Raw genomic sequence first — 23,398 nt, 5'->3', positions numbered from 1 at the left:
TCAGCGCAGGGCGGCCGCGTTGCAAGCCGTCAGGCGACCTCGCGCCCTGCGGCCACCGCCATGACGGCGTCAACGATGGTCTTCGGCTGCCCGTCCCGCAGCACATGGCCGTTCGGGCGCGCGCGCGCCGCCTCGGCCTGAGCGCCAAGGTTCAGCGTAAAGACCGGCAGCCCCGTCGCCAGCATCTCATGCGTGGTATAGGAAAACGTCTCGGGCAAGATCGAGGGCATCAGCCAGGCGGTGATCTGGTGCCTCTCGATCAAGCCGGCCAGTTCCGAGGTATGATAGCGCCCCGTGACCGTCATGGACGTAGCCCGCGGAAAGGAGAGGTCCAGCTCTCCGATCAGGACCAGTCGCGGCAGATGGGGCTTGTCGTGCAGCCAGAAGCTGAGGTCGGACAGGATGGCCGCGCCTTTGCCTTCGCCGATCCCGCCCAGAACGCCGATCACGCCCGGCCCTTTGCCTTTCCAGGCCGAGGCGTCAATCACTGGCACCTGGAACGTCAGCTTGTGCGGACGCACATCGATCCGGTCGGTCGCCTCGGGCCACGTCTCCGTGACATGCGCTGCACTGTCTTTCGAGAAGGTCACAATGCGGTCGGCGCGATAGATGGCCTTGCCCCAGGCCTGCTGCCATTGCGCGAGCGTCCCCACTGTCCCGTCAGGCAGAACGGGGTGGTGAGCCGGATCCGGGCTATCGGGATCAGGATGGCCGACATAGAAGCGGTCGCTGTTGATCAGCGTATAGGAGGGGCTGATGGGGAAATAGTCGTGGAACAGGATCTCCAGCCCCTCGCCGTCTTCAAGGGTCAGGCTCAGCAGGAAACCGGGGATCTCGATAGGGGTGCTGTCGCCGACCGCGCAGGAATAGACGATCCGGCGGCGGCGCAGCGGCGACAGGATGCGTTTGATGACGTCAAGCGACTCGGTCTCGACCACGGTGGTCTGCCCCGACAGATGAAGTTCCAGCCGGAAGCGGAACTGGCCGCCGAAGCGCAGGACCAGCGAGGCCAGCCCCTCTTCGCGCCGCTCATCAATGCGATGGCTCAGCCAGTTCTCGGCGCCGCCGCCCATCGAATGCGCGAAGTAAAGATCGACCGTACCCGCATGCTCGGCCTGCAGCCAGGCCATCGCCAGCGCCAGCCGGGGCGCGGCCAGCGGGTCCTGGGTGAAGAAGCGCTGCACATCGGTGTCGAACTCGGGGTAGCGCTCGGTGATGATCGCGCCGCTGGCAGCGATCTGCTGGGCCTTCTTCTCCGAGCCGAAGGATTGCCCGCCGCGATGCTCGACGAACAGGTTCCCGATGCCGACATGGCGCATCCCGGCCAGACGCAGCTTCTGGCACCAGTCGACCTCTTCGCCATAGCCCTTGCCAAAGGCCATATCCAGCTGCGGCAGGATCTTCAGCGCGGCCTTGTTCATCGCCATGCAGAAGCCGACGCCGGTCGGCGCATCGGCCATCAGATCGGATGAAAGCCCCCGGGCGACGGCGTCGATGTCATCGACGCAGCGCGTCTTCAGCGACCGCTCGGCTCCGATCAGCGGGATCGAGAAGATCGTCGCATCATTCGACATCGGCGTGACGCTGGCCACGTCATCATCGGTCGTCAGCGGATAAAGCAGACGCAAGGACCAGCCGTCCGGCACCAGCGCGTCGCTGTTCAGCAGGACCACATGCTCATCGCGCCGCGCGGCCTCGGCCAGACCACGGTTCACCCCGCCGATGAAGCCCAGGTTCTGCGCATTCTCCAGCAGCGTCACCCGGTCGCCCTGACGCGCTGCCCATTCGCGCAACCAGGGGCGCACCCGTTCGTCGGTCGAGCAATCCTCGACCACGACCAGATGCCAGGGGGTATGCGTATGACGCAGCACGCGGTCGACGCATTCCTGCAGCAATTCAAAGGCGTTATAGACCGGCAGCACGATGGTGACCGGCGGAACCGCCGGGATCTCGGCTTCGGGCTTGGCGAAGAACGAGGCGTCGATATGCGCGCCAAGGCTGCGCGGCTTGATCACACCGAAGCGCTGCCGGACGCGGTTCTGGATCGTGCGGTCATGCCCACCCAGATAGAACCGCGCGAGCAGCGGAAGCGCACCGATCAGATCCTTCAGGAAGGGCTTTCTGGCCGCGCGGTGAAGGCGCTTGCGGATCGTGAGCCCGGGGGTGGGCATGGGGAAATACAGCACCTGATCGTCACGCTCGATCACCAGCCGGACGGGGGCGTCCACTTTGCCGTTCCACATCACCTCGGCGTCAAAGCCGAACAGCGCGCCGGGCACACCCAGCTTGCGCGCCGTCTCGGGTGCGGCCAGCAGAACGTCACCGCGATGGATCCGCCGCCGCAGGGCGAAACGGCTGTCCTCGGTCTGCAATTCCAGCCCGCCCAGCATCGACCAGCCCGCGATATGCAGCGATTGTTCGGAATAGGTCAGGCTCTCGATATAGCCGAAGACGGTCCCGTCGGGCAGCGTCAGCGGACCCAGCCCTTCGGCCACGACCAGCGCATGCGCCATCAGATAACGCTCATAGACGCCTTTGAGCCGTTCAAACATCTTTACACCGTGACCTTGAAATAGTGTTTGCGGCCCCGGCTGTTGATCATCACCTGAGCCTCCTGTGCCGAGGTTGGCAGGCTGATGGCAAAGCCGCAGGCCTCGCGGTCCGGACATTCGGCCGCAGTGCGGTCGCCTTGCAGCAGATCGGGGCGCGGCTGATCGGCCGGGCTCGTCAGTTCCTTCCCGCTGGCGGCCAGCCCCGCCGCGTCTCCCACGGTCCAGCCGCGCGCGCGCAGGACGCCACGGCTGTGCGTCAGCTCTTCCAGAACGGCCAGAAATTGATCATCGCTGCCCCGTAGGACCAACGGAACCTGTGTTCGGGTCGGTCGGATCCGAACCGTGATCCGGGCATTCTGCGGCATGTGGGCGGACCTTCGATGGGGCGGCAAGTGGCTTGGCTTTTATGGCAACGCCCCCCCAAGAACAACCGTTCCGCCCTGTCATTTTCGCCCGGACAGCAACCGCAAGAGGAGGCCGGGCCGCGGCGTCGTCACCATTTCGCCGCGAAGCCGCGTGCCTGCGATCTCGGGCGCGCCAGGCTGGGGCTTCGGCTCGCGCGTCAGGATGGCGCCCCCTGCCAGCATGATCATCGCCGCGCCGATAAAGGTCGGCGCGTCCAGACGTTCCTGAAAGAAGAACCAGCCATAGGCCGTCGCCCACAGCATCTGCGAATACTGCATCGGCGCCACCAGCGAGGCCGCGCCCGCCCGATAGGCGAGGATCAGGAAGAAGGCCGCCGTCAGGCCAAGCGCGCCGATCACCCCGGTCAGCGCCAGATCGACCAGTGGCATCGGCTGGTAGGCAAAGCCCAGCGAGGCGCCGGTCACGCAAAAGTTCCCAAGGATCGGCCACAGCATCAGGGTCGCGGTGCGCTCGGTCCGGCCGATGCGGCGCACGATGATCGCGGCGGTGGCGCTGGCAATCGACGCGCAAAGGGCCGCGATATGGCCGGGGTGGATGGGCGTCGCGCCGGGGCGCAGGACAACCATGACGCCTGCAAGCCCCGTCACCACCGCCAGCCCGCGAAAGAGCCCCACCTTCTCGCCCAGAAACGGCACCGAGAGCAGCGTGATGAACAAGGGCGAGGTGAACAGGATCGCATAGACCTGCGCCAGCGGCAGCACCGAGAAGGCATAGAACCCCGCCACCCCGGCAATCACGATGCAGGTCGAACGCACAAACAGCAGCAGCGGATGGCGTGGGCGCAGGTTCCCATGCGCCGGGTCGCGCAGCATCAGGACCGCCAGCGGCGGAAAGGACAGAAGTGCGGAAAAGAACAGGATCTGAAGCGGGGGATAGGTCTCGCCCAGCAACTTGATGATCGCGTCATGGGTCGAATAGATGCCCATCGACAGCAGAGCCAGCAATGGCCCTTTCAAATGTCCCGCCGCCAATTCTCCCCCCGGTTTGCGACTGGACCGCAGTTGGGAACGGTTGCGGTGGACCGTGGCACCGCGCCCCGGGAAGGGGCACGGCCTCCGTCACATGGATCAGGCGGCGGCCAGCGCGGCGACGATCGCATCGCCCATCTGGCTGGTCGACACGGGCGTGCCGCCTTCCGGGCCCATCAGATCGCCGGTGCGCACGCCATCGGCCAGCACCTTCTCGACCGCGCGCTCCAGCCGGTCGGCCTCATCGCCCAGGCCATAGCTGTAGCGCAGCGCCATGGCGAAGCTGAGGATACAGGCGATCGGGTTGGCCTTGCCCTGCCCGGTGATGTCCGGGGCCGAGCCGTGCACCGGCTCATACATGGCGCGGGGACGGCCGTTCTCCATCGGCGCACCAAGGCTGGCCGATGGCAGCATGCCAAGGCTGCCGGTCAGCATCGCCGCCGCATCCGACAGGATGTCGCCAAACAGGTTGTCCGTGACGATCACGTCAAACTGGCGCGGGTTGCGCACCAGCTGCATCGCGCCGTTGTCGGCATACATATGCGACAGCTCGACGTCCGGGTATTCGTTGTCGTGGACCCATTGCACTTCCTCGCGCCAGAGGATGCCGGATTCCATGACGTTCGCCTTCTCCATCGAGCAGACGCGGTTGTTGCGCTTGCGGGCCAGCTCGAACGCGGCGCGGGCAACGCGGCGGATCTCTCCGCTGGTATAGCGCTGCGTGTTGACGCCGACGCGGCCGCCCTCGTTGCCGGGGGTGTCATCGGCCGAAATGCCGCGCGGCTGGCCGAAATAGACGCCCGAGGTCAGTTCGCGCACGATCAGGATATCCAGACCCGCCACCACGTCACGCTTCAGCGAGGAAAAATCGGCCAGCGCGTCGAAGCACTGCGCCGGGCGCAGGTTCGCAAACAGGTCCATTTCCTTGCGCAGACGCAGCAGGCCACGCTCGGGCTTCACGCTGAAATCAAGGTTGTCATAGGCCGGGCCGCCGACCGCGCCCAGCAGGACGGCATCGACCTCAAGCGCCTTGGCCATGGTCTCATCCGCCAGAGGCTTGCCATGCTTGTCATAGGCCGCGCCGCCGACCAGATCTTCGCTGACGTCGAAGCTGAGGCCCCGGTTCGTCTCGAACCAGCCGATCACCTTGCGAACCTCGGCCATCACCTCGGGACCGATACCGTCCCCCGGCAGAATAAGCAGCGAGTAAGTGGTCATCGAACGGTCCCTCCGGTGTGCATATGTCAAAGCCCGCCTAGCGCCGCACCGACGCAGCGTCAAGACGGGCAGCATGGGCGGACGGCGCGGGCGAAGGCTTCGGCGCACGCCCGTACCCGGTGCGCCGCCCCCCTTGGTTTCAGCCCCGATCACCGGCCCGCACACGTTCGCTTGTGCGGGTCCCACGATCTTCTCACGCCAATTTGGTTTGCCTCTTTGCCCCCGATCAGGCGGGATGCGGGCATCGCGAAATGAACGGAGATGCGAACGATGCGAATCTGGGCAGTCACGCTGGGCGGGATTTTCATGGCCACGGCAAGCCTTGCCGATGGCGGCATCACGGTTCAGCTGCCCGATGTGTCGAAGCTGTCCGACAGCGCCGCCGAGACCCTGATCGGAGAGCTGGCCGAGGTCAATGTCATCACCTCGAACTGCCCCGATTACGCCATCTCGGACGGGGAATGGACGCTGATCACCGGCACCGGCGACCGGCTGGCGGAAAAGCTGGGCCTCGACAGCACGACCTATGACCGCAAGTATTACGGCCCCGCCTTCAAGCTGCTGGACGATCCGGCCTCTTGCGGGCGCATCGGCCCGACGGCGCAGCCGCTGATCGAGCGGCTGGTGTCGATGGGCGGCGGCACCACGCCGCTGACGCAATCGCAATAGTGGCGCTGGACGGCGCGCGCGCCGCGACCTAGCTTGCCCAAATGACGGCAGATCCGACCTACAGGGGATTCGCGCTGGATGCCGAAACGGCGCTGGCGCTGTTACAGTGGCAAGCCGAGCTTGGCGCGGATGAGCCATGTCTGGACGATCCCGTCGATCGCTATGACCTGCCCGAGCGCTCGCCCGCTGCGGCCCCGCTGCCCGGCGCGCCGCGCATCGGCACCCCCGATGCGGCCCCCCCGCCCCGGCCCCGCATCCAGCCCGAGGAAGATCAGGCCGCCATTGCCGCGCGCCTTGCGGCGGCTGCGGGCAATCTGGCTGACCTCGCCACCGCGCAGGAACGCTTCGAAGGGATCGAGCTGCGCAAGGGCGCGCGCAATTTCTGCTTTGCCGATGGCAACCCCGCCGCCCGCGTCATGGTCATTGGCGAGGCCCCGGGCGAGGAAGAGGATCTGCAGGGCCGCCCCTTCGTCGGCCGCGCGGGCCAGCTTCTGGACCGCATGTTCGCCGCAATAAATCTGGCGCGAGATGCGGTCGATGCCGAGCGCGCGCTTTACATCACCAATGTCCTGCCCTGGCGACCGCCGGGCAACCGCCGCCCCGAGCAGCACGAGATCGACGCCATGCTGCCCTTTCTGGCGCGGCATGTGGAACTGGTTCAGCCCGAATTGCTGGTCCTGATGGGCAACACGCCCTGCATGGCCGCGCTGAAGCAGCAGGGCATTCTGAAGCTGCGCGGGCATTGGACCACCGCCTTTGGCCTTCCGGCGCTGCCGATGACCCATCCGTCCTATCTGCTGCGCACGCCCGCCGCCAAGCGCGAGGCATGGGCCGACCTTCTGTCCCTGTCGGCGCGGCTTGATCCTTAGGCGCGGCGCTTACTGCGTCGCGGGCAGAACCGTTTCGTCACAGCCCAGAAATTCAATCGCATCGCCCTGCTCGATCAGGGTCAGGCGCAGCTCGTCGGGATCAATCTCGAAGGGTTTTCCCGAGCTTGCGACGAAATCGGCGGTCGCGCTGAACGCGCCATCCTGCCGCGTCACCTCGGGTTCCGAGACCCAGATGCGGTCATCCAGCAGCTCCATCGCCGCGGCAGCACCCGTCCCCGCCAGCCCACCCGGCAGCATGGCCGTGACCTGCATCCCGTCCTTGATCGGGCGGATGTGGCATTGGGGGCGTGTCGCGACGCGGTCGGGTTCCTGCGTCAGCGCGGCTTCGATACGGGGCTCGGGCGCGGTCAGCGCAGGCCCGGCGACCAGCTCCAGCTGGCCCGGGACGCAGATGTCCAGACACAGGCCCAGCTCGACGCGGGCCCTGACCTCGATCTCGCCAGCCTTTGCGGGCGTCAGCTCAATCGGCAGGATCAGCTCATCATGATAGCCCAAAGTCCGCTCTCCGCCCGAGTCGATGACCTCGGGGCGCGGCCAGTGGATCTGCACCCGACCGATGTTCTGCGAGCCGCTCCAGTCGAAGCTGGGCGGGATGCCCGCATCGCCGGGGCTGCGCCAATAGGTCTTCCAACCCGGCTCAAGCTCCAGCCGCAGGGCGGTCATGCGGGTGCCGTTCTGGGTCACCCAGCCGGGCATCAGCTCGGCCGAGACCAGCCCCGGGGGCAGATCCTGCGCCAGTGCGGGCATGGCGGTCAGTAGCAGTAGGACAAGCGATCTCATGCTCATGTCATAGCCAACTCATTGATCCGGCGTGAAGTCACAATGCTGACAGCGCCTTGCGAAACGCCGCCCGAGGCCCGACATTGGTGGTAAGGGACAAAGGAGCGGCGAAATGGATGCGGCAAGCAACCTGACCGGCAAGATGCTGATCGCAATGCCAAGCATGAGCGACCCAAGGTTCGAACGCGCGGTCATTCTGATCTGCTCACATTCCGATGAGGGCGCGATGGGTCTGGTTGTGAACCGCGCACTGGAAGAGGTGATCTTCAAGGATCTGCTGATCCAGTTGGGCATCGACGCGGGCGAGCTGACCATGGACATCCCCGTCCGCTTCGGCGGCCCGGTCGAGCCGGGGCGCGGCTTCGTTCTGCACACCGTCGCCGCTGAAGCGCCGCAGCAGGATGACGGCTCGATGCGCATTGGCGAGGATCTGGCGATGACCACCACCCGCGACATCCTTGAGGATTTCGCCATGGGCCGGGGGCCGCAGACCGCCGTGCTAGCGCTTGGCTATGCCGGTTGGGGGCCGGGGCAGCTGGATGATGAGATTATGGCCAATGGCTGGCTGACCGTCGACCGCGACAATGAGATCATCTTTGGACGCGAACGCGACACTGCGGCGGCGCGCGAACATGACCACAAATGGCAGGCCGCGCTGGCCAAGCTTGGGGTCAATCCGCTGACGCTGTCGCCCAGCGCAGGCCATGCCTGACGCCTAGCGGGGTGCTGCCGCCCGGCGCAGGCGGTCGTTGATCGCCGCCCCCAGCCCGTGATCCGGCACCGGCGCAAAGGCGATGGGCCGCCCCAGCGCATCGGCCTGATGCAGCACATCGAAAAGCCGCGCCGCCGCCTCGACCAGATCGCCGGTCGCGCTCAGCGTCAGATCACCCTCACGCCCGAAACCCACGAAAATCTCGTCCCCCTCGGGCCCTTCGGCATCCAGCCGCACGGGCGCGCCTGGGGCGTAGTGGCTGGTCAACTGCCCCGGCGCATTCGGGGCCGAAGGGTCCAGCTGCGGGTGGGCCAGCGGCCTGCCCAGCGCGGCCTCCAGATGCTCGGCCGGGATGCCGCCGGGGCGCAGCAGCGCCGGACGACCGTCGGGCAGCCAGCCGACGATGGTCGATTCCACCCCGACCTCGCAGGGGCCTGCATCCAGCACCGCCGCGATCCGCCCATCCAGCCCCGCGATGACATGGGCCGCACTTGTCGCGCTGACCCGCCCCGAGGGGTTGGCCGAGGGCGCGGCCAGTGGCCCGCCGAAGCGGCGCAGCAGGGCGCGCGCGGCGGGATGGGCGGGGATGCGAATCGCGATGGTATCCAGCCCCGCCGTCACCAGCGACGCCACCCCGGCATCGGGCCGCAAGGGCAGCACCATGGTCAGCGCGCCGGGCCAGAAGGCATCCGCCAGGATCAGCGCATCGGCGTGGAAATCGGCAATGCGGCGCGCGGGCTCAAGATCGGGCAGATGCACGATCAGCGGGTTGAACGAGGGCCGCCCCTTCGCCTCATAGATCCGCGCCACGGCGGCGGCACTTCGGGCGTCGCCCGCCAGCCCGTAGACCGTCTCGGTCGGCATGGCGACAAGCTGTCCTGCGGCCAGCAGATCGGCGGCGGTATCAAGCCCTTGGGCATCATTTGCGAGGAGTTCGGTTCTCATACTTAACGTGGGGTATCGGTTGCTGCGGTCTGTGATGTCGATATGATTTCGCTATAACACCAGTTACGCATGCGCGTCCGACTTGCCAAGGCGATGGAAGGGAAAACACATGACCTACCGGGCACCAGTCCAGCAAATTTCTTTCATCCTTCGCAACATCGTCGACTTCGGCCAACTGGCCGGGACCGAGCTTTTCGCCGAAGCGACCGAGGACACGGTGGACGCCATCCTGAATGAGGCGGGCAAGGTCGCCACGGACAGCTATGCGCCGGTCAACCGGGGCGGCGATCTGCAACCCGCGCGGCTGGAAAACGGCACGCTGCGGTCCAGCCCCGGCTATGCCGACGCGTTTCGCAGCTTCGCGGATGGCGGCTGGGTCGGTCTCTCTGCCGATCCCGAATATGGTGGCATGGGCCTGCCCCTGTCGCTGAACGGCGCGGTCAACGAAATGATCGCCGGGGGCTGTCTGGCGCTGCAGCTGAACTCGCTTCTGACGCAGGGCCAGATCGAGGCGCTGGAGCATCACGCCAGCGACGATCTGAAGGCGCTGTATCTGCCGCGCCTGACCTCGGGTGAATGGTCAGGCACGATGAACCTGACCGAGCCGGGCGCGGGCTCGGACGTGGGCGCGCTGACCACCCGGGCCGAGGACAAGGGCGACGGCACCTTCAGCGTCACCGGGCAGAAGATCTTCATCACCTGGGGCGACAGCGATTTCAACTCGAACGTCTGCCATCTGGTGCTGGCGCGCCTGCCCGACGGCGGCCCCGGCACCCGTGGCATCAGCCTGTTTCTGGTGCCGAAGCTGATCCCCGATGCCGAGGGCAATCCGGGCGTGGCGAACTCGCTGCGCGTCGTCAGCCTGGAACACAAGCTGGGCATCCACGGCTCTCCGACCTGCGTGATGAGCTTTGAGGGCGCGACCGGCTGGCTGGTCGGCGAACGCCACAAGGGCATGGCCGCAATGTTCACCATGATGAACAACGCCCGACTGGGGGTGGCGCTTCAGGGCGTCGCCGTGGCCGAGGCCGCGCTGCAACAGGCCACCGCCTATGCGACCGAGCGCAACCAGATGGGGCCGATCATCCGCCACGCCGATGTGCGCCGGATGCTGGCGACCGCGCGGGCCGAAATCTATGCCGCTCGTGCCATCTGCATGGCTTGCGGGGTGGCGCTGGACATGGCCAAGGCCACGGGCAGCGCCGAATGGGCGGCGCGCGGTGCCTTCCTGACCCCGATCGCCAAGGCACATGGCACCGATGTCGGCTGTCGGGTGGCCGATGCGGCGGTGCAGGTGCATGGCGGCATGGGCTATATCGAGGAAACCGGCATCGCCCAATATCTGCGCGATGTCCGCATCACCCCGATCTATGAGGGCACGAACGGCATTCAGGCGATGGACCTTGTCGGGCGCAAGCTCTCGGACGGAGGGGCCGCCGCCGCCGCGATTCTGGATGAGGTGATGGACGCGACCAAGGCCGCTCAGGCCGGCATGCCGGAACTGGCGAACCCGGTCTGGCAGGCCTCGGAAGGTCTGCGTGAGGCCACGGCCGAGCTGATCGAGGCCGGGGCCGACAACCGTAACGCCGCCGCCGTGCCGTTCCTTTCTGCCTTCGCCCGCGTCCTTGGCGCGCATTTCCACCTGCGCGCCGCCCTGGCGGGGGGCGAGGATCACAAGACCCTGGCCCGCATCTACATCACCCGCATCCTGCCCCGCTATCTGTCCGATCTGGTCGAGGCCCGTGCAGGGGTGGCGGATCTGGACAAGCTCAGCGATGATGCGCTGGCTGGAAACATGAACGGGTAGCCCCGCTTGATACGCAATGAACTGGACGCCCCGCCCGCCGAGGGCGAGGCGATCGAACTTGCCCCCGATGTGCTGTGGATGCGCTTGCCGCTGCCGCTGAAGCTGGACCATGTGAACGTCTATGCGCTGGCCGATGATGACGGCTGGACCATCATCGACACAGGGTTCGACACCCGCCGCAGCCGCGCCATCTGGCAAAAGCTGCTGGCCGGACCGCTTGCGGGACGCCCGGTGACGCGGGTCATCGCCACGCATCACCACGGCGATCACATCGGGCTTGCGGGCTGGTTCCAGTCGATGGGCGCAAGCCTCGCGACCTCTCGGACCTCGTGGCTGATGGCGCGGATGAGTATTCTGGACGTGCAGGACCGCCCCACGCCCGAAGCCATCGCCTTCTACCGCCGCGCCGGCATGTCGCCCGAGATGATCGAGGAACGCGCCAGCGAACGCCCCTTCAACATGGCCGACATCTGCCACCCGCTGCCGCCCGGCTATCAGCGCCTGACCGAGGGCGCGGTGCTGCACTTCGGTCGCCGGCAATGGATCGTCCGCATGGGGGCCGGGCATGCACCGGAACATGCCACGCTCTGGTCGCAGACGGATGACCTGGTGATCGGGGGGGACCAGCTTCTGGCCTCGATCTCGCCCAATCTGGGGGTCTATCCGAACGAACCGACGGCTGATTCCGTCGGCGACTGGCTGGACAGTTGCGAGCGGCTGGCCCGGTTCGCCACGCCCGATCAACTGGTGCTGCCCGGCCACAAGCTGCCCTATCGCGGCCTGCCCTTCCGGCTGAACCAGCTGATCGTGAACCAGCGCTCGGCGCTGGTGCGGCTGCAAGCTGCGCTGGCCGAGCAGCCGCGCACCGTGGTCGACTGTTTCGACACGCTCTATCGCCGGGTCATCGGCAAGGGAGAGTTCGGTCTGGCGCTGGCCGAGGCCATCGGACATGTCAACAATCTGGCAGATGCCGGGAAGGTGTGGCCCGTCGGCCAGACCAAAGACGGTGCGGTGCTTTGGGGGGCGTGACACGCGCCGCCAGTTGCGCTATCGCTGACGCGACTTATTCAAGGGGACGGAAGAATGGCCACGCATCACGAAATCACCGAACACAAGATCGGCACCATGAACATCCGTGAACAGCAGAAGACGTTCGCCGGCTTCATCAAGATGTCGACCTGGGTGGTGATCCTGTCGATCGTCGTCCTGGTCTTCATGGCGCTGACCAACGCCTGATCGGCGCACCCGGAGATCTCGTGATGGAACGGCGGACCTTTCTTGCGCTGGCGCTGCCAGCCGTGCTGGCGGCCTGTGGCGCCGATAACAAATGGGCAAGCGACGAAAGCCTGCGCCGCGCCCGCTATGTCGACACGGCCAATCCGCCCTCGATCACGCTGCTGACCGTCATCGGCATTCCGCGCGGTGAAGGCGGCCATTCGGCGCTGATGATCAACGGCAGCCAGCGGGTCATCTTCGACCCGGCAGGCAGCTGGGAGCACCCCTCCATCCCCGAGCGGCATGACGTGCTTTACGGGATCACGCCGAACTTCAAGAACTTCTACATCGACTACCACGCGCGTGAGACCTACTGGGTCGCTGAGGACACCAAAATCGTCAGCCGCGAGATCGCCGACATGGCCATCCGCGCGGCCGAGCAGCAGGGCGCAACGAACAAAAGCTTCTGCGCAGTTTCGACCGGTCAGGTGCTGCGCCGCGTCCCGGGCTTCGAGGGCGCGCCCTCGGGCTTCTCGCCGCTCAAGCTGCGCAGTTGGTTCCTGACCCTGCCGGGCGTGACCACGAAGAAGCACATGGATGGCGATCCGGCCAACAACCACAACGTCCTGCTGCGCCAGAAGAATGGCACCGTTCAGGGCTATGGGGCCGACGGCCAGCTTCACGCCAACAGGTAGATCATCCCGTAAAGGGTCACCAGACCCGCGACGATCGCCCCCAGCACGCTGCGCGTCAGCAGTCCCGCCACCAGCGTGACCGCTGCCGCCGCAAGCCGGGCGGGGTCCAGCTCTCCACCGGTGGCATTGGGCCAGACGACCAGCGGCGCAGACAGCGCGGGCAGCACCGCAACCGCCGTATAGCGCAGCAGGCGCATCGCCCATGCGGGCATCGGGCGGCTGCCGATCACCCCCAGAAACGACCAGCGAATCAGGTAGGTCCCGGCGCCCAGCGTCAGGATGATCATCCAGATCGTCAGATCGGAAAACTGTGTCTGGTTCATGCCCGGGCCGCCTTTCTGCGTTCGGTCAGCACCTCGACCCAGGCGCCGGTCAGCATCGCCAGCGGCGCCGCGACCAGCAGACCCAGCCCCGAGGGCAGGAAGGAAAACACCAGCGCCGCAATGATCGAGACCAGAGCCGCCGCCACATGCGCGGGCGTGCGCAGCATCGGCCCGATCATCGCAAGGAAGGTGATCGGCACGGCGAAATCCAGCGCCAGCTCGGGCGGGATGGCCTTGCCCAGCGTATAGCCCACCACACTGGCCACCACCCAGGGCGCGCACATGGCCAGCGCCGCGCCAAAGAAATAGGCCAGCCGCTGGTCCAGCCGCAGCTTCGGATTGCGCTCATATTGCTCGATCGAGAGCGCATAGGTCTGGTCGACCAGCAGATAGGCCACCAGCGCCCGCTGCCTGCCATTGGCCGCCCCGATCCACGGCACCAGAGAAGCCGAATACATCGCCATCCGCAGGTTCACCGCCAGCGCCGAGACGATGACGACCAGCGCGGGCGCGTGATCGGAGATCAGCTGGATCGCGGTGAACTGCGACGCCCCCGCCAGCACGAGCATCGAAAACCCGACGACCTGTACCAGATCGATCCCCGCCTCGCCCGCGACCACACCGAACAGCAGCCCGAAGGGCATCAGCACCAGCAGGAACGGCACCGATTGCACCATCGCGTGCAGGAAACACTCACGCGGGGTCCGCGCAAGCGCGCGCTGTTGCGCGGGCGTCAGCCGGTCCGACGGGTCGGCGGCGGCGTTCAGGTCTGGGGGCATGGCAGAGCTTTGCGTCTTGTGACAGTCTGGCCGCACCTTGGCCAAAGCCCGCCGCCAAGGCAAGGCACCCTTGGGAGAAACCGCTTGCCCCGCCCCACCCAACCCTTCCGCATCCTTCAGGGGCTGCCGCCGCATCTGCGGGCTGCTGCGGCGGCGCTTTATTGGGACGGGTTCGGCCATCTGCTGCTGCCCTTCGCGGTCGACCGCAGGCGGGGCGAGGCGCTGGTCGCGGCCTCGCTGAACCCTATGCAGGCGCTGGTGGCGGTGGACCGGCAGGGCGCGCTGATCGGCCTGATGGGCTGGCGCGGGCTCGATGGTGGGCTGCTGTCACCCACCCCGGCCGAGTTCCGGCTGGTCTGGGGCCCGATGCGCGGGCATGCCTGCCATCTGGCCACGCGCTTCTGGCGGTCGGGCCCAGCGACCAGCGATCTGATCATTGATGGGATCGTGATTGCGCCCGAATGGCGGCAACGCGGCCTGGCCCGTGCGCTTCTGGCCCATGCTACGCAGATCGCAGCGGATCGCGGCCATCCGGGCCTGCGGGCCGAGGTTGAGGCGGCGAACCACCCTGCCCTTGACGCTTACTCAGCCCTTGGATTTCAGCCGGTGGCGCGCGCCCGTGCGGGCTGGGCATGGAAGCGCCGTCCCGCGCATATCCTGCGCCGCCCGGTGTGCAAGGCTCAGCCGCGTCCGAACATGCCTGAGACCTGCGCCAGCAGCGTGAAGGCGCGGCCCGAGCGCGTCTCAGCCAGCGCCGCCAGCATGTCGTCGCCATAGATCTGCGCCGCACTGGCCATCACCCGGTCGAAATGGCGCAGGAAATGATGCGCCACATCGCGGAAAACCTCGTCATTGCGGATCATAGTGCCCGCGATGTCCAGCACGCGCTCATCCTCGACAGCGGCCAGCCCGCGCATGCTGTCGCCCCGCTCGCCCTCGGCAAAGCGGCGCCAGAGGGCGGCGTCGCCCTGCTCCAGCGTCAGCTCATCCATATAGGCGCCCTGCCCCGCCAGCAGCGTCACAACGTCCTGCGCGGCGCGGATCAGCCGCGCCATCTCGGGGTCGGCCAGCGCCAGCCGCAGGCTGCGAATCGCCTCGCGGTCATCGGGGCCGTCGGGGAAATTCAGCGACAGGACCAGCTCGGTCGGGGTCAGCTCCGGCGGAGGCGGCGGGTCCAGCCCCAGCGAGGCCTGCCGGTTGTCGACCGGGCGCGGCGCGGGCGGGCGCGGTGCCATGGCCTGACGGGCGGGCGCGGCTGGACGCATCGTGGGCTGGGCGCGCGGCATCGGCGCAGGGTCAACGGCGCGCGTGCCGCTGTCTCGGCGCGGCTCTCCCGGTGAGACGTCCGATGTATCGGCGGACTGCCGGCGCATATGGCCCAGCAGATCGCGCAGATTGGCGGCCTCGTCGCGCAGGGCGGCAAGGCTTTGCGCAAACCAGACCGCCATCCAGATCATCGCCAGCGGCAGCACCAGCCCGACGACCGACATCAGCCGCTGCGCGCCGCTGCGCCCGGCCTGATCCGGCCCCAGCAGCATGAACAGCACCACCAGAACGACCCAGACGGCCGACGCGATCGCGCCGCCGATCACGGCGGTGTTGCCCTGATGACGCGCGGCGATCATCCGCAGCCGTTCACCCGTTCCGATCCGATCCTCTGCCATGCGCGTCCTTCGCCTCAGATAAAGCGGATGGTCAGGATCTCGTAGGACTTGCCGCCGCCGGGCGTGACCACCTCGACGCTGTCGCCCTCATCCTTGCCGATCAGCGCGCGCGCCAGCGGCGAGCGCATGTTCAGCAGGCCCCGCTCCAGATCGGCCTCGGCCTCGCCGACGATCTGATAGGTGCGCTCTTCGTCGTTGTCTTCGTCGACCAGCGTGACCGTCGCACCGAATTTGATGCTGCCGCTCAGACGGGTGGGGTCGATGACCTCGGCGCGGCTGATGATCGCCTCAAGCTCTTTGATGCGGCCTTCCAGCAGGCTCTGCTTTTCGCGGGCGGCATGGTATTCGGCGTTTTCGGACAGATCGCCATGCTCGCGCGCCTCGGCGATCTCGCGGATCACGGCCGGGCGCTCGTCCGAGCGGAGGACGCGCAGTTCCTCGTCCAGCAGGTCAAAGCCTGCGCGAGTCATCGGTATCTTTTCCATTCCAGTCCTTCCGGTCGCTTGCGCGCGATCCATGTTGGTAGAACGCCCCCGGCCAATTTGCCGGGGGCGCGCTGAAAATCCAGCCCGCATCGTGGCGCGAACCGGACCACCTTGCAAGTCCTGCTTCGCGCAATCTGCAACTGCTTGCCGATGGCCGGGAAAAGGCCCGGGGACTGACGAAAGGTAATATGCAGACAGTCCGGCACCCTGCCTGCGTCATAATATTGCTCGACCGTCTGAAACAGGCTAGGTCTCATGCCGACAACGCCCAAGCCAGAAGGAAAGCCGCGCCATGTCCGAGATCGAACGCGAAAGCATGGATTATGATGTCGTGATCGTTGGCGGGGGGCCTGCGGGTCTTTCGGCGGCCATCCGGCTGAAGCAGATCAATCCCGAGCTTTCCGTCGTGGTGTTGGAAAAAGGCTCGGAAATCGGCGCACATATCCTGTCGGGCGCGGTGCTGGACACCTCGGGTCTCGACAAGCTGATCCCCGACTGGAAAGAGAAGGGCGCGCCGATCACCACCGAGGTGACGCGCGACAACTTCTATGTGCTGGGCGAAAGCGGCCACATCCGCGTGCCGAACTGGCCGATGCCGCCGCTGATGTCGAACCACGGCAAATACATCGTCAGCATGGGCAATGTCTGCCGCTGGCTGGCCGAACAGGCCGAGGCCCTTGAGGTCGAGATTTTCCCCGGCATGGCCGCCTCGGCGCTGGTCATGGACGGCGACCGCGTGGTGGGCGTCGTCGCGGGCGAGATGGGGCTTGAGGCCGATGGCAACCCCGGCCCCAACTATGAGCCGGGCATGGAGCTGCGCGGCAAATATGTCATGCTGGCCGAAGGCGTGCGCGGCTCGCTCTCGAAAGAGGTGATCGGGCGCTACGACCTGTCGAAGGGCCATGAGCCGCAGAAATTCGGCATCGGCATGAAAGAGATCTGGGAAATCGACCCGGCGAAATCCAAGCCCGGCACGGTGACCCATACGATGGGCTGGCCGCTGGGCAAGAACGCGGGTGGCGGCAGCTTCATCTATCACCTTGAGGGCAATCAGGTGCTGGTGGGCTTCGTCGTGCACCTGAACTACGAAAACCCTTGGCTCTACCCCTATATGGAGTTCCAGCGTTTCAAGCATCACCCGCTGGTCGCCGAGCTGCTGGAGGGCGGCAAGCGCGTGGCTTACGGCGCCCGCGCCATCACCGAGGGCGGCTGGCAGTCGATCCCGAAGATGACCTTCCCGGGCGGGATGCTGCTGGGCTGCTCGGCCGGGCTGGTCAACGTGCCGCGCATCAAGGGCAACCACAACGCCATGTTGTCGGGTATCGCGGCAGCCGAGGCCGCCGCAGCGGCGATTGCCGCGGGCCGCGAGGGTGATGAGCTGGTCGATTACGAAAAGGACGTCCGCTCGGGCCCGATCGCGCGCGACCTGAAGCCGGTGCGCAACGTCAAGCCGCTGTGGTCGCGGCTGGGGCTGACAGCCAGCCTGGCGCTTGGCGGCTTTGACATGTGGGTCGCGAACCTGACCGGCTGGAACCCGCTGGGCACCTGGAGTCACCGCAAGACCGACGCCGAGGCGACCGGCAAGGCCGCCGATTTCAAGCCCATCGAATATCCGCGCCCGGATGGCAAACTGTCCTTCGACCGGCTGACCAACGTGGCCTATTCCTTCACCAACCATGAGGAAAGCCAGCCCTGCCATCTGAAGCTGAAGGACCCCTCGGTCCCGATCCGGGTGAACCTGCCCGAATATGGCGAGCCTGCGCAGCGCTATTGCCCGGCGGGCGTCTATGAGGTGCTGGAGGGCGACAATGGCCCGCGCTTCCAGATCAACTTCCAGAACTGCGTCCATTGCAAAACCTGCGACATCAAGGACCCGTCGCAGAACATCAACTGGACCACACCGCAGGGTGGTGACGGGCCCAACTACCCGAATATGTGATCGCAGGACCCGAAAAGCGCGCGCCAGCTTGCGTTGCCGAAGCGGCGCGCGCCCGTTAGGGTCTGCGGGGAACTTGCGTAGGACTGGGCCGATCACGTGAACAAGACTCTGATCTCGCTGGCGCTGATCGCGCTGACCTCGATGCCGCTTTCGGCGCAGGACGCCCCGGCCACCCCCGAGGCACCGGAAACCGGGACGCCCGCGCCCGAGGGTCAGGGTGCCACGCCCGCTGGCACGGCGGGCGTCGACAGCCCCATCATCCACGGCCTTGCCGGCCCCTATCTGGCCGCGCGCATGGCCGCGATGCAGAACGATTTCCGCGTCGCCGCCGACTATTACCTCAGCGCCATGGCGCAGGATGACACCGACGCCTATCTGCAGGACAGCGCGCTGGTCGCGCTGATCTCGGCCGGAGAGATGGACCGCGCCATCGCGCTGTCGACCACGATGAACGAACAGGGCCGCGCGACGCAGCTGGCGCTGTTGGTGCAGCGCGCGCAGCTTGCGCATGCCGAACGCTGGGACGACCTGATCGCCCAGATCGACAAGACCGCGCCTGCCTCGCAGGACAGCCCCGACGGCGGCGGCTTCCTTCTGGACAATATGCTGAAGGCCTGGGCGCTGCTGGGCGCGGGCAAGGCCAGCGACGCGCTGGCGGAATTCGAGAAACTGTCGAAGATCCAGGGCGCGCGCCCGATGGTGAACTATCACCTTGCGCTCGCCAAGGCGAAGGTCGGCGATTTCGAAGGCGCCGAGGCCCTGCTGCAAGACGAGGCCACCGGCGCGCATATCATGGGCGTCATCGCCCGGGCCGAGGTGCTGTCGCAGCTGGAGCGCAACAAGGACGCCATCGCCATGCTGGAGGCCGTGCCGGGCTTCTCGGACGAGCCGATGCTGATCACCATGCGCGACGAGATGGTGAAGGGCGAGACCCTGCCCTTCGACGCCGTCCGCTCTCCCGCAGACGGGATCGCGCAGGTCTTCCTGACCTTCGGCAGCGTTCTTGCCTCGAATGACGAACCCGATCCGCTGGCGCTGATCCACGCGCGGCTCGCGACCTATATGGCCCCTGATCTGGGCGAAGCGCGGCTGCTGGCGGCACAGCTTCTGCAAAGCTATGGCCAGTTCGATCTGGCCGAGGCCGAATTCGATTCGCTGCGCGAACTGGGCGACATGCGCCCCGTGGCCGAGCTGACGCGGATCGATTCGCTGGCCCGAGTCGAGCGGCTGGTCGATGCCGAAAAAGCCGCCCTGGCGCTGACGGCCGAGCATCCCGAACTCGCCTCGGGCTGGATCGCACTTGGCGATCTGCTGCGCCAGCAGGAAAAGTTCGCGCAGGCCGTGCCCGCCTATGACAAGGCCATCAGCCTGCTGAAGGATGCGCCCGGCGATGCCCGCTGGTTCCCGCTTTACGCGCGCGGCATCGCGCTGGAACGCTCGGCCCAGTTCGACAAGGCCGAGCGCGACTTCCGCGCTGCGCTGGAGCTGCATCCGAACTCGGCGCAGGTGCTGAACTATCTCGGCTACAGCTATGTCGACCGCAACGAAAAGCTGGACGAGGCGCTGAAGCTGATCCAGCGCGCGGTCGAGCTGCGCCCTGATGATGGCTATATCGTCGACTCGCTGGCCTGGGCCTATTTCCGGCTGGGCCGCTATGAGGAAGCTGTCGCGCCGATGGAGCGTGCGGTCTCGGTCATGTCCAGCGATCCGCTGGTCAACGACCATATGGGCGACATCTACTGGATGGTCGGACGCCACCGCGAGGCCGAGATCCAGTGGCAGCGCGCCCTGAGCCTGAAGCCCGAGACCGAGGAAGAGGCGCATCGCATCCGCACCAAGCTGGAGCAGGGTCTGGACGCCGTGCTGGCCGAGGAAAAGGCGAATGGCGGCAAGCTTCCGCAGACGCATCGCCCCGAACCCCGGCCCAGCGATGTCGGGCAGGAACCCGCGCCGCAAGCCGACTGACGCGCAGGACTGCCACAGGCGATGCGCACCATCCGGCAGGAACCGGCCCCGGCCAAGGTCAATCTGGCGCTGCACGTCACCGGGCAGCGCGCCGATGGCTATCACCTGCTGGATTCGCTGGTGGTCTTCTGCGATGCGGGCGATGTGGTCACGCTGACCCCCGGCCCGCTGTCGCTGCGTCTGACCGGGCCATTCGCGCAAGGTCTTGAGGCCGATCCCGACAACCTCTGCCTGCGCGCCGCGCGGCTGGCCGGGCGCGAGGCTGCGATCACGCTGGAAAAGAACCTGCCCGTTGCCTCGGGCATCGGCGGCGGCTCGGCCGATGCGGCGGCGGTGCTGCGGGCACTGGACGCGCACCCCGCGCATCCCGAAACGCTGGGCGCGGATGTGCCGGTCTGTCTGGCGGGCGTGCCCTGCCGCATGCAGGGCGTGGGCGAGATCGTGACCCCGCTGCCTGCGCTGGCCCCCCTGCATCTGGTGCTGGTCAATCCGGGCATGGGTCTCTCGACGCCCGAGGTGTTTCGCGCCCTGACCCGCCGCGACAACCCGCCCCTGCCGGACCGCCTGCCGGACCTCGGCACGCCCGAGGCACTCCTGTCCTTCCTGACCGATTGCCGCAACGACCTTGAGGCCCCGGCCATCGCGCTTCTGCCGGTCATCGCCGATTGCCTTGCCGCGCTTCAGGACGCGGGCGCGCGGCTGGCGCGCATGTCAGGCTCGGGCGCGACCTGCTTTGGCCTGTTTGCGGACCCGCAGGACGCGGCCCGCGCCGCCCGTGAAATCGGGGCCACGCACCCCGATTGGTGGGTGGTCGCGACGGGACTCGCCCCCGCGCCCGCAAAGGGCTAGCCTGCCCAAAATTCGGAGGAAATCATGCTTCGCCTTGGCGTCAACATCGACCACGTGGCCACCATCCGCAACGCCCGCGGCACGCCCTGGCCCGATCCGGTCCGCGCGGCCCAGCTGGCGGAGAAGGCGGGCGCGGATGGCATCACCGCGCATTTGCGCGAAGATCGCCGCCACATCACCGATGGCGACATCGACCGGCTGATGGCCAGCCTGACCCTGCCGCTGAACTTCGAAATGGCCGCCACCGCCGAGATGCAGGCGATTGCCCTGCGTCACCGCCCCCATGCCGTCTGCATCGTCCCCGAAAAGCGCGAAGAGCGCACGACCGAGGGCGGCCTGGATGTCGCGGGCAATGAGGGCTACCTCGCCGATTTCATCGCCCCCCTGCGTGAGGCCGGGTGCCGCGTCTCGATGTTCATCGGCCATGATCCCGCCCAGATCGAGGCCTCGGCCCGCATCGGCGCCCCGGTGATCGAGCTGCATACCGGCGCCTATTGCGATTTCCACACCGAAGGCCGCACTACCGATGTCGAAGCCGAACTGGCCGGGCTGGCCGAGGGCGCGCGGCTGGCGGGGGAACTGGGGCTTGAGGTCCATGCCGGCCACGGGCTGACCTTCGAAACCGTCGGCCCGATTGCCGCGTTACCCCAGATCAAGGAACTGAACATCGGCCATTTCCTGATCGCCGAGTCGGTCTTTGTCGGGCTGGATGAAGCCATCCGGGAAATGCGCCGCAATATGGACGCGGCAAGGAGGGGATGATGACAAGAACCACTCGCGCGACTGCGGCGCTGGTCGCGGCGCTGCTGCTGCCCGGACTGGGCCATGCACAAGAGGTCCGGTCCTGCGATCAGGGCTTTGAGCCCGATTCCATCGTTGAGCCCTGGGACCAGAACTCGGCCACCTTCGCCAATGGCGACATCCGCGTCGCGGTTCTGGACACGATCGAACCGGCAGCCGCAGCCTTCCAGCTGCTGATCCTGTCGCCGCCTCGCGACGAAGTAGGCGGGCGGCAATGCCACATCATCGGGCATGACAGCGGCAACGGCTTCGGCTCGGTCTATTTCGACAAACGCACGACCAGCTATGACCCGACGAAGGGGCTGACGATCACCGTGCCGGTCATGCCTCCGGGCGGGGGCGAGGAAGCCACCTATCTGAAGATCACCATCAACCAGTCCACCGGAGAGATCCAGACTTCGGCCTCTCACAACCCATGATCGCCCGATGATTCTGGGGATCGGCACCGATCTGGCGAACATCGACCGCATCGCAGGCGTGCTGGAGCGCCACGGCGACCGCTTCCGCAACCGCGTCTTCACCGAGACCGAACTGACCCGCGCCGCCCGCCGCATGCATGAGGCCGCGACACTGGCGAAACGCTGGGCCGCGAAAGAGGCGTGCTCGAAAGCGCTTGGCACCGGGCTCGCCATGGGCATCGCCTGGAAGGACATGGCGGTCAGCAACCTGCGCTCGGGGCAACCGACGATGCAGCTGACCGGCTGGGCGGCCGAGCGCCTTGCCACGATGACGCCGCCCGGCCACCGCGCCCATGTCCATGTCACCCTGACCGACGACCACCCCTGGGCGCAGGCCTTTGTCGTGATCGAGGCGCTTCCTGACCCAGGGTTGAACGGCTGATCCCGGGTCTTTGCTTGACTTTGCCCCCGTGCGGGGACCATGAACGCGCGTCTTTTGCATGAAGGGAAGCCGCAGAATGGCCGACAGCAAAGCCCGCAAGGATGGGGGCATCCTTGAAACCGTCAAGACGATCTTCTGGGCGCTGATCATCGCCGGGATTTTCCGCACGCTGTTCTTCCAGCCGTTCTGGATTCCGTCCGGCTCGATGAAGGACACGCTGCTGATCGGCGACTTCCTGTTCGTGAACAAGATGGCTTATGGCTATTCCAAGCATTCCTGCCCCTTCTCGATCTGCCCGATCCCGGGCCGCATCCTTGGCTCGGAACCCGAGCGCGGCGATGTCGTGGTGTTCCGCCACCCGACGCGGGGCGATGACTTCATCAAGCGCGTGATCGGCCTGCCGGGCGACCGCGTGCAGATGAAGGACGGCAAGCTGTGGCTGAACGGCGCCGAGGTTCCGCAAGAGCCCGCAGGCACCTTCACCGAGCCCTATGCCCCGCAAGGTCCGGCGCAAAGCCTGCCGAAATGCGCCAATGAGCCGCTGAGCGAAGGCCAGGTCTGCGAAAAGCCGCGCTATACGGAAACCCTGCCCAATGGCGTCAAGCATGACGTGCTGGACATCTATCCGAACGGTCCGGGCGACAACACGCCCGAGTTCACCGTGCCCGAGGGCAATTACTTCTTCCTGGGCGACAACCGCGACAACTCGGGCGACTCGCGCTGGTCGACGGCGATGAATGGCGTCGGCATGGTTCCGGCGGAATATCTGATCGGCCGCGCCGACCGGATCATGTTCTCGTCGGCAGGCTCGTCGCTGCTGTACTTCTGGACCTGGCGGGCCGACCGCTTCTTCAAGGCGGTTCACTAAGGTGAGGA

General features: G+C 66.7%; 25 protein-coding genes. 15 read left to right on the top strand and 10 right to left on the bottom strand.

Annotated elements, in window-relative coordinates; genetic code table 11:
* Positions 1-29: 29 nt before the first annotated feature.
* From IQ24_RS16205 to leuB, 4 genes are all read right to left on the bottom strand, one after another.
* Positions 30-2,552: a glycosyltransferase gene (locus IQ24_RS16205; RefSeq protein WP_158637555.1), complete on the bottom strand. Its 2,523-nt coding sequence runs from the start codon at positions 2,550-2,552 to the stop codon at positions 30-32.
* 2 nt (positions 2,553-2,554) lie between these two features.
* A complete protein-coding gene (locus tag IQ24_RS16200; RefSeq protein ID WP_145399328.1) occupies positions 2,555-2,860 on the bottom strand; it encodes a hypothetical protein in 306 nt (101 codons plus the stop codon).
* Positions 2,861-2,995: 135 nt separating this feature from the next.
* A complete protein-coding gene (locus tag IQ24_RS16195) occupies positions 2,996-3,934 on the bottom strand; it encodes a DMT family transporter (RefSeq protein ID WP_242008257.1) in 939 nt (312 codons plus the stop codon).
* Positions 3,935-4,045: 111 nt separating this feature from the next.
* Complete coding sequence (leuB, locus tag IQ24_RS16190) at positions 4,046-5,164, bottom strand: 3-isopropylmalate dehydrogenase (RefSeq protein ID WP_145399326.1); 1,119 nt, start codon at positions 5,162-5,164, stop codon at positions 4,046-4,048.
* A gap of 270 nt (positions 5,165-5,434) precedes the next feature.
* Between leuB and IQ24_RS16185 the strand changes: the two genes are divergently transcribed.
* Both IQ24_RS16185 and IQ24_RS16180 read left to right on the top strand, forming a co-directional pair.
* The gene (locus IQ24_RS16185) at positions 5,435-5,833 is read left to right on the top strand and encodes a hypothetical protein (RefSeq protein ID WP_145399325.1); all 399 of its coding nucleotides are present in this window, start codon (positions 5,435-5,437) and stop codon (positions 5,831-5,833) included.
* A gap of 41 nt (positions 5,834-5,874) precedes the next feature.
* Positions 5,875-6,702, top strand: a complete 828-nt coding sequence (locus tag IQ24_RS16180) for a uracil-DNA glycosylase (protein WP_145399324.1) — start codon at positions 5,875-5,877, stop codon at positions 6,700-6,702.
* A 9-nt stretch (positions 6,703-6,711) separates the two neighbouring features.
* Here the strand turns inward: IQ24_RS16180 and IQ24_RS16175 are convergent, their stop codons facing one another.
* Positions 6,712-7,503 (bottom strand): protein-disulfide reductase DsbD domain-containing protein, encoded by a 792-nt coding sequence (locus IQ24_RS16175; RefSeq protein WP_145399323.1) that lies wholly within the window; start codon positions 7,501-7,503, stop codon positions 6,712-6,714.
* A 112-nt stretch (positions 7,504-7,615) separates the two neighbouring features.
* Between IQ24_RS16175 and IQ24_RS16170 the strand changes: the two genes are divergently transcribed.
* The gene (locus IQ24_RS16170) at positions 7,616-8,215 is read left to right on the top strand and encodes a YqgE/AlgH family protein (protein ID WP_145399322.1); all 600 of its coding nucleotides are present in this window, start codon (positions 7,616-7,618) and stop codon (positions 8,213-8,215) included.
* 3 nt (positions 8,216-8,218) lie between these two features.
* Here IQ24_RS16170 and IQ24_RS16165 read toward each other — a convergent pair whose 3' ends face one another.
* Positions 8,219-9,160, bottom strand: coding sequence for an L-threonylcarbamoyladenylate synthase (locus IQ24_RS16165; RefSeq protein ID WP_145399321.1), 942 nt, complete (start codon positions 9,158-9,160; stop codon positions 8,219-8,221).
* Between the two features lie 109 nt (positions 9,161-9,269).
* Here IQ24_RS16165 and IQ24_RS16160 point away from each other — a divergent pair, with 109 nt between their 5' ends.
* The 4 genes from IQ24_RS16160 to IQ24_RS16145 are packed head-to-tail and all read left to right on the top strand — an operon-like array spanning position 9,270 to position 12,877.
* Positions 9,270-10,967 (top strand): acyl-CoA dehydrogenase family protein, encoded by a 1,698-nt coding sequence (locus tag IQ24_RS16160; protein WP_145399320.1) that lies wholly within the window; start codon positions 9,270-9,272, stop codon positions 10,965-10,967.
* Positions 10,968-10,973: 6 nt separating this feature from the next.
* Positions 10,974-11,996: an MBL fold metallo-hydrolase gene (locus IQ24_RS16155; RefSeq protein WP_242008256.1), complete on the top strand. Its 1,023-nt coding sequence runs from the start codon at positions 10,974-10,976 to the stop codon at positions 11,994-11,996.
* Positions 11,997-12,050: 54 nt separating this feature from the next.
* A complete protein-coding gene (locus tag IQ24_RS16150) occupies positions 12,051-12,203 on the top strand; it encodes an aa3-type cytochrome c oxidase subunit IV (protein ID WP_145399319.1) in 153 nt (50 codons plus the stop codon).
* Between the two features lie 23 nt (positions 12,204-12,226).
* Positions 12,227-12,877: a hypothetical protein gene (locus tag IQ24_RS16145; protein ID WP_145399318.1), complete on the top strand. Its 651-nt coding sequence runs from the start codon at positions 12,227-12,229 to the stop codon at positions 12,875-12,877.
* On the opposite strand, the gene IQ24_RS16140 is transcribed toward IQ24_RS16145, so the two are convergent.
* A complete protein-coding gene (locus IQ24_RS16140; protein ID WP_145399317.1) occupies positions 12,862-13,200 on the bottom strand; it encodes an AzlD domain-containing protein in 339 nt (112 codons plus the stop codon). The two genes, IQ24_RS16145 and IQ24_RS16140, sit on opposite strands and share 16 nt — an antisense overlap.
* Positions 13,197-13,979: an AzlC family ABC transporter permease gene (locus IQ24_RS16135; protein ID WP_145399316.1), complete on the bottom strand. Its 783-nt coding sequence runs from the start codon at positions 13,977-13,979 to the stop codon at positions 13,197-13,199. Before IQ24_RS16135 ends, IQ24_RS16140 begins: the two co-directional genes overlap by 4 nt.
* Before the next feature lie 84 nt (positions 13,980-14,063).
* On the opposite strand from IQ24_RS16135, the gene IQ24_RS16130 reads away from it, so the two are divergent.
* Positions 14,064-14,756 (top strand): GNAT family N-acetyltransferase, encoded by a 693-nt coding sequence (locus tag IQ24_RS16130; RefSeq protein ID WP_145399315.1) that lies wholly within the window; start codon positions 14,064-14,066, stop codon positions 14,754-14,756.
* On the opposite strand, the gene IQ24_RS16125 is transcribed toward IQ24_RS16130, so the two are convergent.
* A complete protein-coding gene (locus tag IQ24_RS16125) occupies positions 14,660-15,643 on the bottom strand; it encodes a hypothetical protein (protein ID WP_242008249.1) in 984 nt (327 codons plus the stop codon). The two genes, IQ24_RS16130 and IQ24_RS16125, sit on opposite strands and share 97 nt — an antisense overlap.
* Before the next feature lie 14 nt (positions 15,644-15,657).
* Positions 15,658-16,128: a transcription elongation factor GreA gene (gene greA / locus IQ24_RS16120; RefSeq protein ID WP_199756616.1), complete on the bottom strand. Its 471-nt coding sequence runs from the start codon at positions 16,126-16,128 to the stop codon at positions 15,658-15,660.
* A 292-nt stretch (positions 16,129-16,420) separates the two neighbouring features.
* Between greA and IQ24_RS16115 the strand changes: the two genes are divergently transcribed.
* The 7 genes from IQ24_RS16115 (at position 16,421) to lepB (ending at position 23,390) form a co-directional block, all read left to right on the top strand.
* The gene (locus IQ24_RS16115) at positions 16,421-18,067 is read left to right on the top strand and encodes an electron transfer flavoprotein-ubiquinone oxidoreductase (RefSeq protein ID WP_145399314.1); all 1,647 of its coding nucleotides are present in this window, start codon (positions 16,421-16,423) and stop codon (positions 18,065-18,067) included.
* A 96-nt stretch (positions 18,068-18,163) separates the two neighbouring features.
* Complete coding sequence (locus IQ24_RS16110) at positions 18,164-20,032, top strand: tetratricopeptide repeat protein (protein WP_242008246.1); 1,869 nt, start codon at positions 18,164-18,166, stop codon at positions 20,030-20,032.
* Positions 20,033-20,062: 30 nt separating this feature from the next.
* A complete protein-coding gene (locus IQ24_RS16105; protein WP_199756622.1) occupies positions 20,063-20,881 on the top strand; it encodes a 4-(cytidine 5'-diphospho)-2-C-methyl-D-erythritol kinase in 819 nt (272 codons plus the stop codon).
* A 24-nt stretch (positions 20,882-20,905) separates the two neighbouring features.
* Positions 20,906-21,643, top strand: coding sequence for a pyridoxine 5'-phosphate synthase (locus IQ24_RS16100; RefSeq protein WP_145399312.1), 738 nt, complete (start codon positions 20,906-20,908; stop codon positions 21,641-21,643).
* A complete protein-coding gene (locus IQ24_RS16095; protein ID WP_145399311.1) occupies positions 21,643-22,101 on the top strand; it encodes a hypothetical protein in 459 nt (152 codons plus the stop codon). The genes IQ24_RS16100 and IQ24_RS16095 overlap by 1 nt, the downstream gene beginning before the upstream one ends.
* A gap of 7 nt (positions 22,102-22,108) precedes the next feature.
* Entirely contained in the window at positions 22,109-22,522 is a 414-nt protein-coding gene (gene acpS / locus IQ24_RS16090) for a holo-ACP synthase (protein WP_145399310.1), read from the top strand.
* Between the two features lie 76 nt (positions 22,523-22,598).
* Positions 22,599-23,390: a signal peptidase I gene (lepB, locus tag IQ24_RS16085; protein WP_145399309.1), complete on the top strand. Its 792-nt coding sequence runs from the start codon at positions 22,599-22,601 to the stop codon at positions 23,388-23,390.
* Positions 23,391-23,398 lie beyond the last annotated feature (8 nt).

Origin of the sequence: Paracoccus sulfuroxidans (assembly GCF_007830335.1) — a bacterium.
Lineage (GTDB): Bacteria > Pseudomonadota > Alphaproteobacteria > Rhodobacterales > Rhodobacteraceae > Paracoccus > Paracoccus sulfuroxidans.
Note: the sequence above shows the minus strand (reverse complement) of the source record. Positions and strands in the feature narration are given on the sequence as shown.

Excerpts from the sequence above, each read along its gene's own strand:
- acpS (WP_145399310.1), top strand. The coding sequence starts at position 22,109 with ATGATTCTGGGGATCGGCACCGATCTGGCGAACATCGACCGCATCGCA.
- IQ24_RS16165 (WP_145399321.1), bottom strand. The coding sequence starts at position 9,160 with ATGAGAACCGAACTCCTCGCAAATGATGCCCAAGGGCTTGATACCGCC.
- IQ24_RS16150 (WP_145399319.1), top strand. The coding sequence starts at position 12,051 with ATGGCCACGCATCACGAAATCACCGAACACAAGATCGGCACCATGAAC.
- lepB (WP_145399309.1), top strand. The coding sequence starts at position 22,599 with ATGGCCGACAGCAAAGCCCGCAAGGATGGGGGCATCCTTGAAACCGTC.
- IQ24_RS16180 (WP_145399324.1), top strand. The coding sequence starts at position 5,875 with ATGACGGCAGATCCGACCTACAGGGGATTCGCGCTGGATGCCGAAACG.
- IQ24_RS16135 (WP_145399316.1), bottom strand. The coding sequence starts at position 13,979 with ATGCCCCCAGACCTGAACGCCGCCGCCGACCCGTCGGACCGGCTGACG.
- IQ24_RS16100 (WP_145399312.1), top strand. The coding sequence starts at position 20,906 with ATGCTTCGCCTTGGCGTCAACATCGACCACGTGGCCACCATCCGCAAC.
- IQ24_RS16185 (WP_145399325.1), top strand. The coding sequence starts at position 5,435 with ATGCGAATCTGGGCAGTCACGCTGGGCGGGATTTTCATGGCCACGGCA.
- IQ24_RS16125 (WP_242008249.1), bottom strand. The coding sequence starts at position 15,643 with ATGGCAGAGGATCGGATCGGAACGGGTGAACGGCTGCGGATGATCGCC.
- IQ24_RS16205 (WP_158637555.1), bottom strand. The coding sequence starts at position 2,552 with ATGTTTGAACGGCTCAAAGGCGTCTATGAGCGTTATCTGATGGCGCAT.
- IQ24_RS16140 (WP_145399317.1), bottom strand. The coding sequence starts at position 13,200 with ATGAACCAGACACAGTTTTCCGATCTGACGATCTGGATGATCATCCTG.
- IQ24_RS16145 (WP_145399318.1), top strand. The coding sequence starts at position 12,227 with ATGGAACGGCGGACCTTTCTTGCGCTGGCGCTGCCAGCCGTGCTGGCG.
- IQ24_RS16095 (WP_145399311.1), top strand. The coding sequence starts at position 21,643 with ATGACAAGAACCACTCGCGCGACTGCGGCGCTGGTCGCGGCGCTGCTG.
- IQ24_RS16170 (WP_145399322.1), top strand. The coding sequence starts at position 7,616 with ATGGATGCGGCAAGCAACCTGACCGGCAAGATGCTGATCGCAATGCCA.
- leuB (WP_145399326.1), bottom strand. The coding sequence starts at position 5,164 with ATGACCACTTACTCGCTGCTTATTCTGCCGGGGGACGGTATCGGTCCC.
- IQ24_RS16175 (WP_145399323.1), bottom strand. The coding sequence starts at position 7,503 with ATGAGATCGCTTGTCCTACTGCTACTGACCGCCATGCCCGCACTGGCG.
- IQ24_RS16160 (WP_145399320.1), top strand. The coding sequence starts at position 9,270 with ATGACCTACCGGGCACCAGTCCAGCAAATTTCTTTCATCCTTCGCAAC.
- greA (WP_199756616.1), bottom strand. The coding sequence starts at position 16,128 with ATGGAAAAGATACCGATGACTCGCGCAGGCTTTGACCTGCTGGACGAG.
- IQ24_RS16115 (WP_145399314.1), top strand. The coding sequence starts at position 16,421 with ATGTCCGAGATCGAACGCGAAAGCATGGATTATGATGTCGTGATCGTT.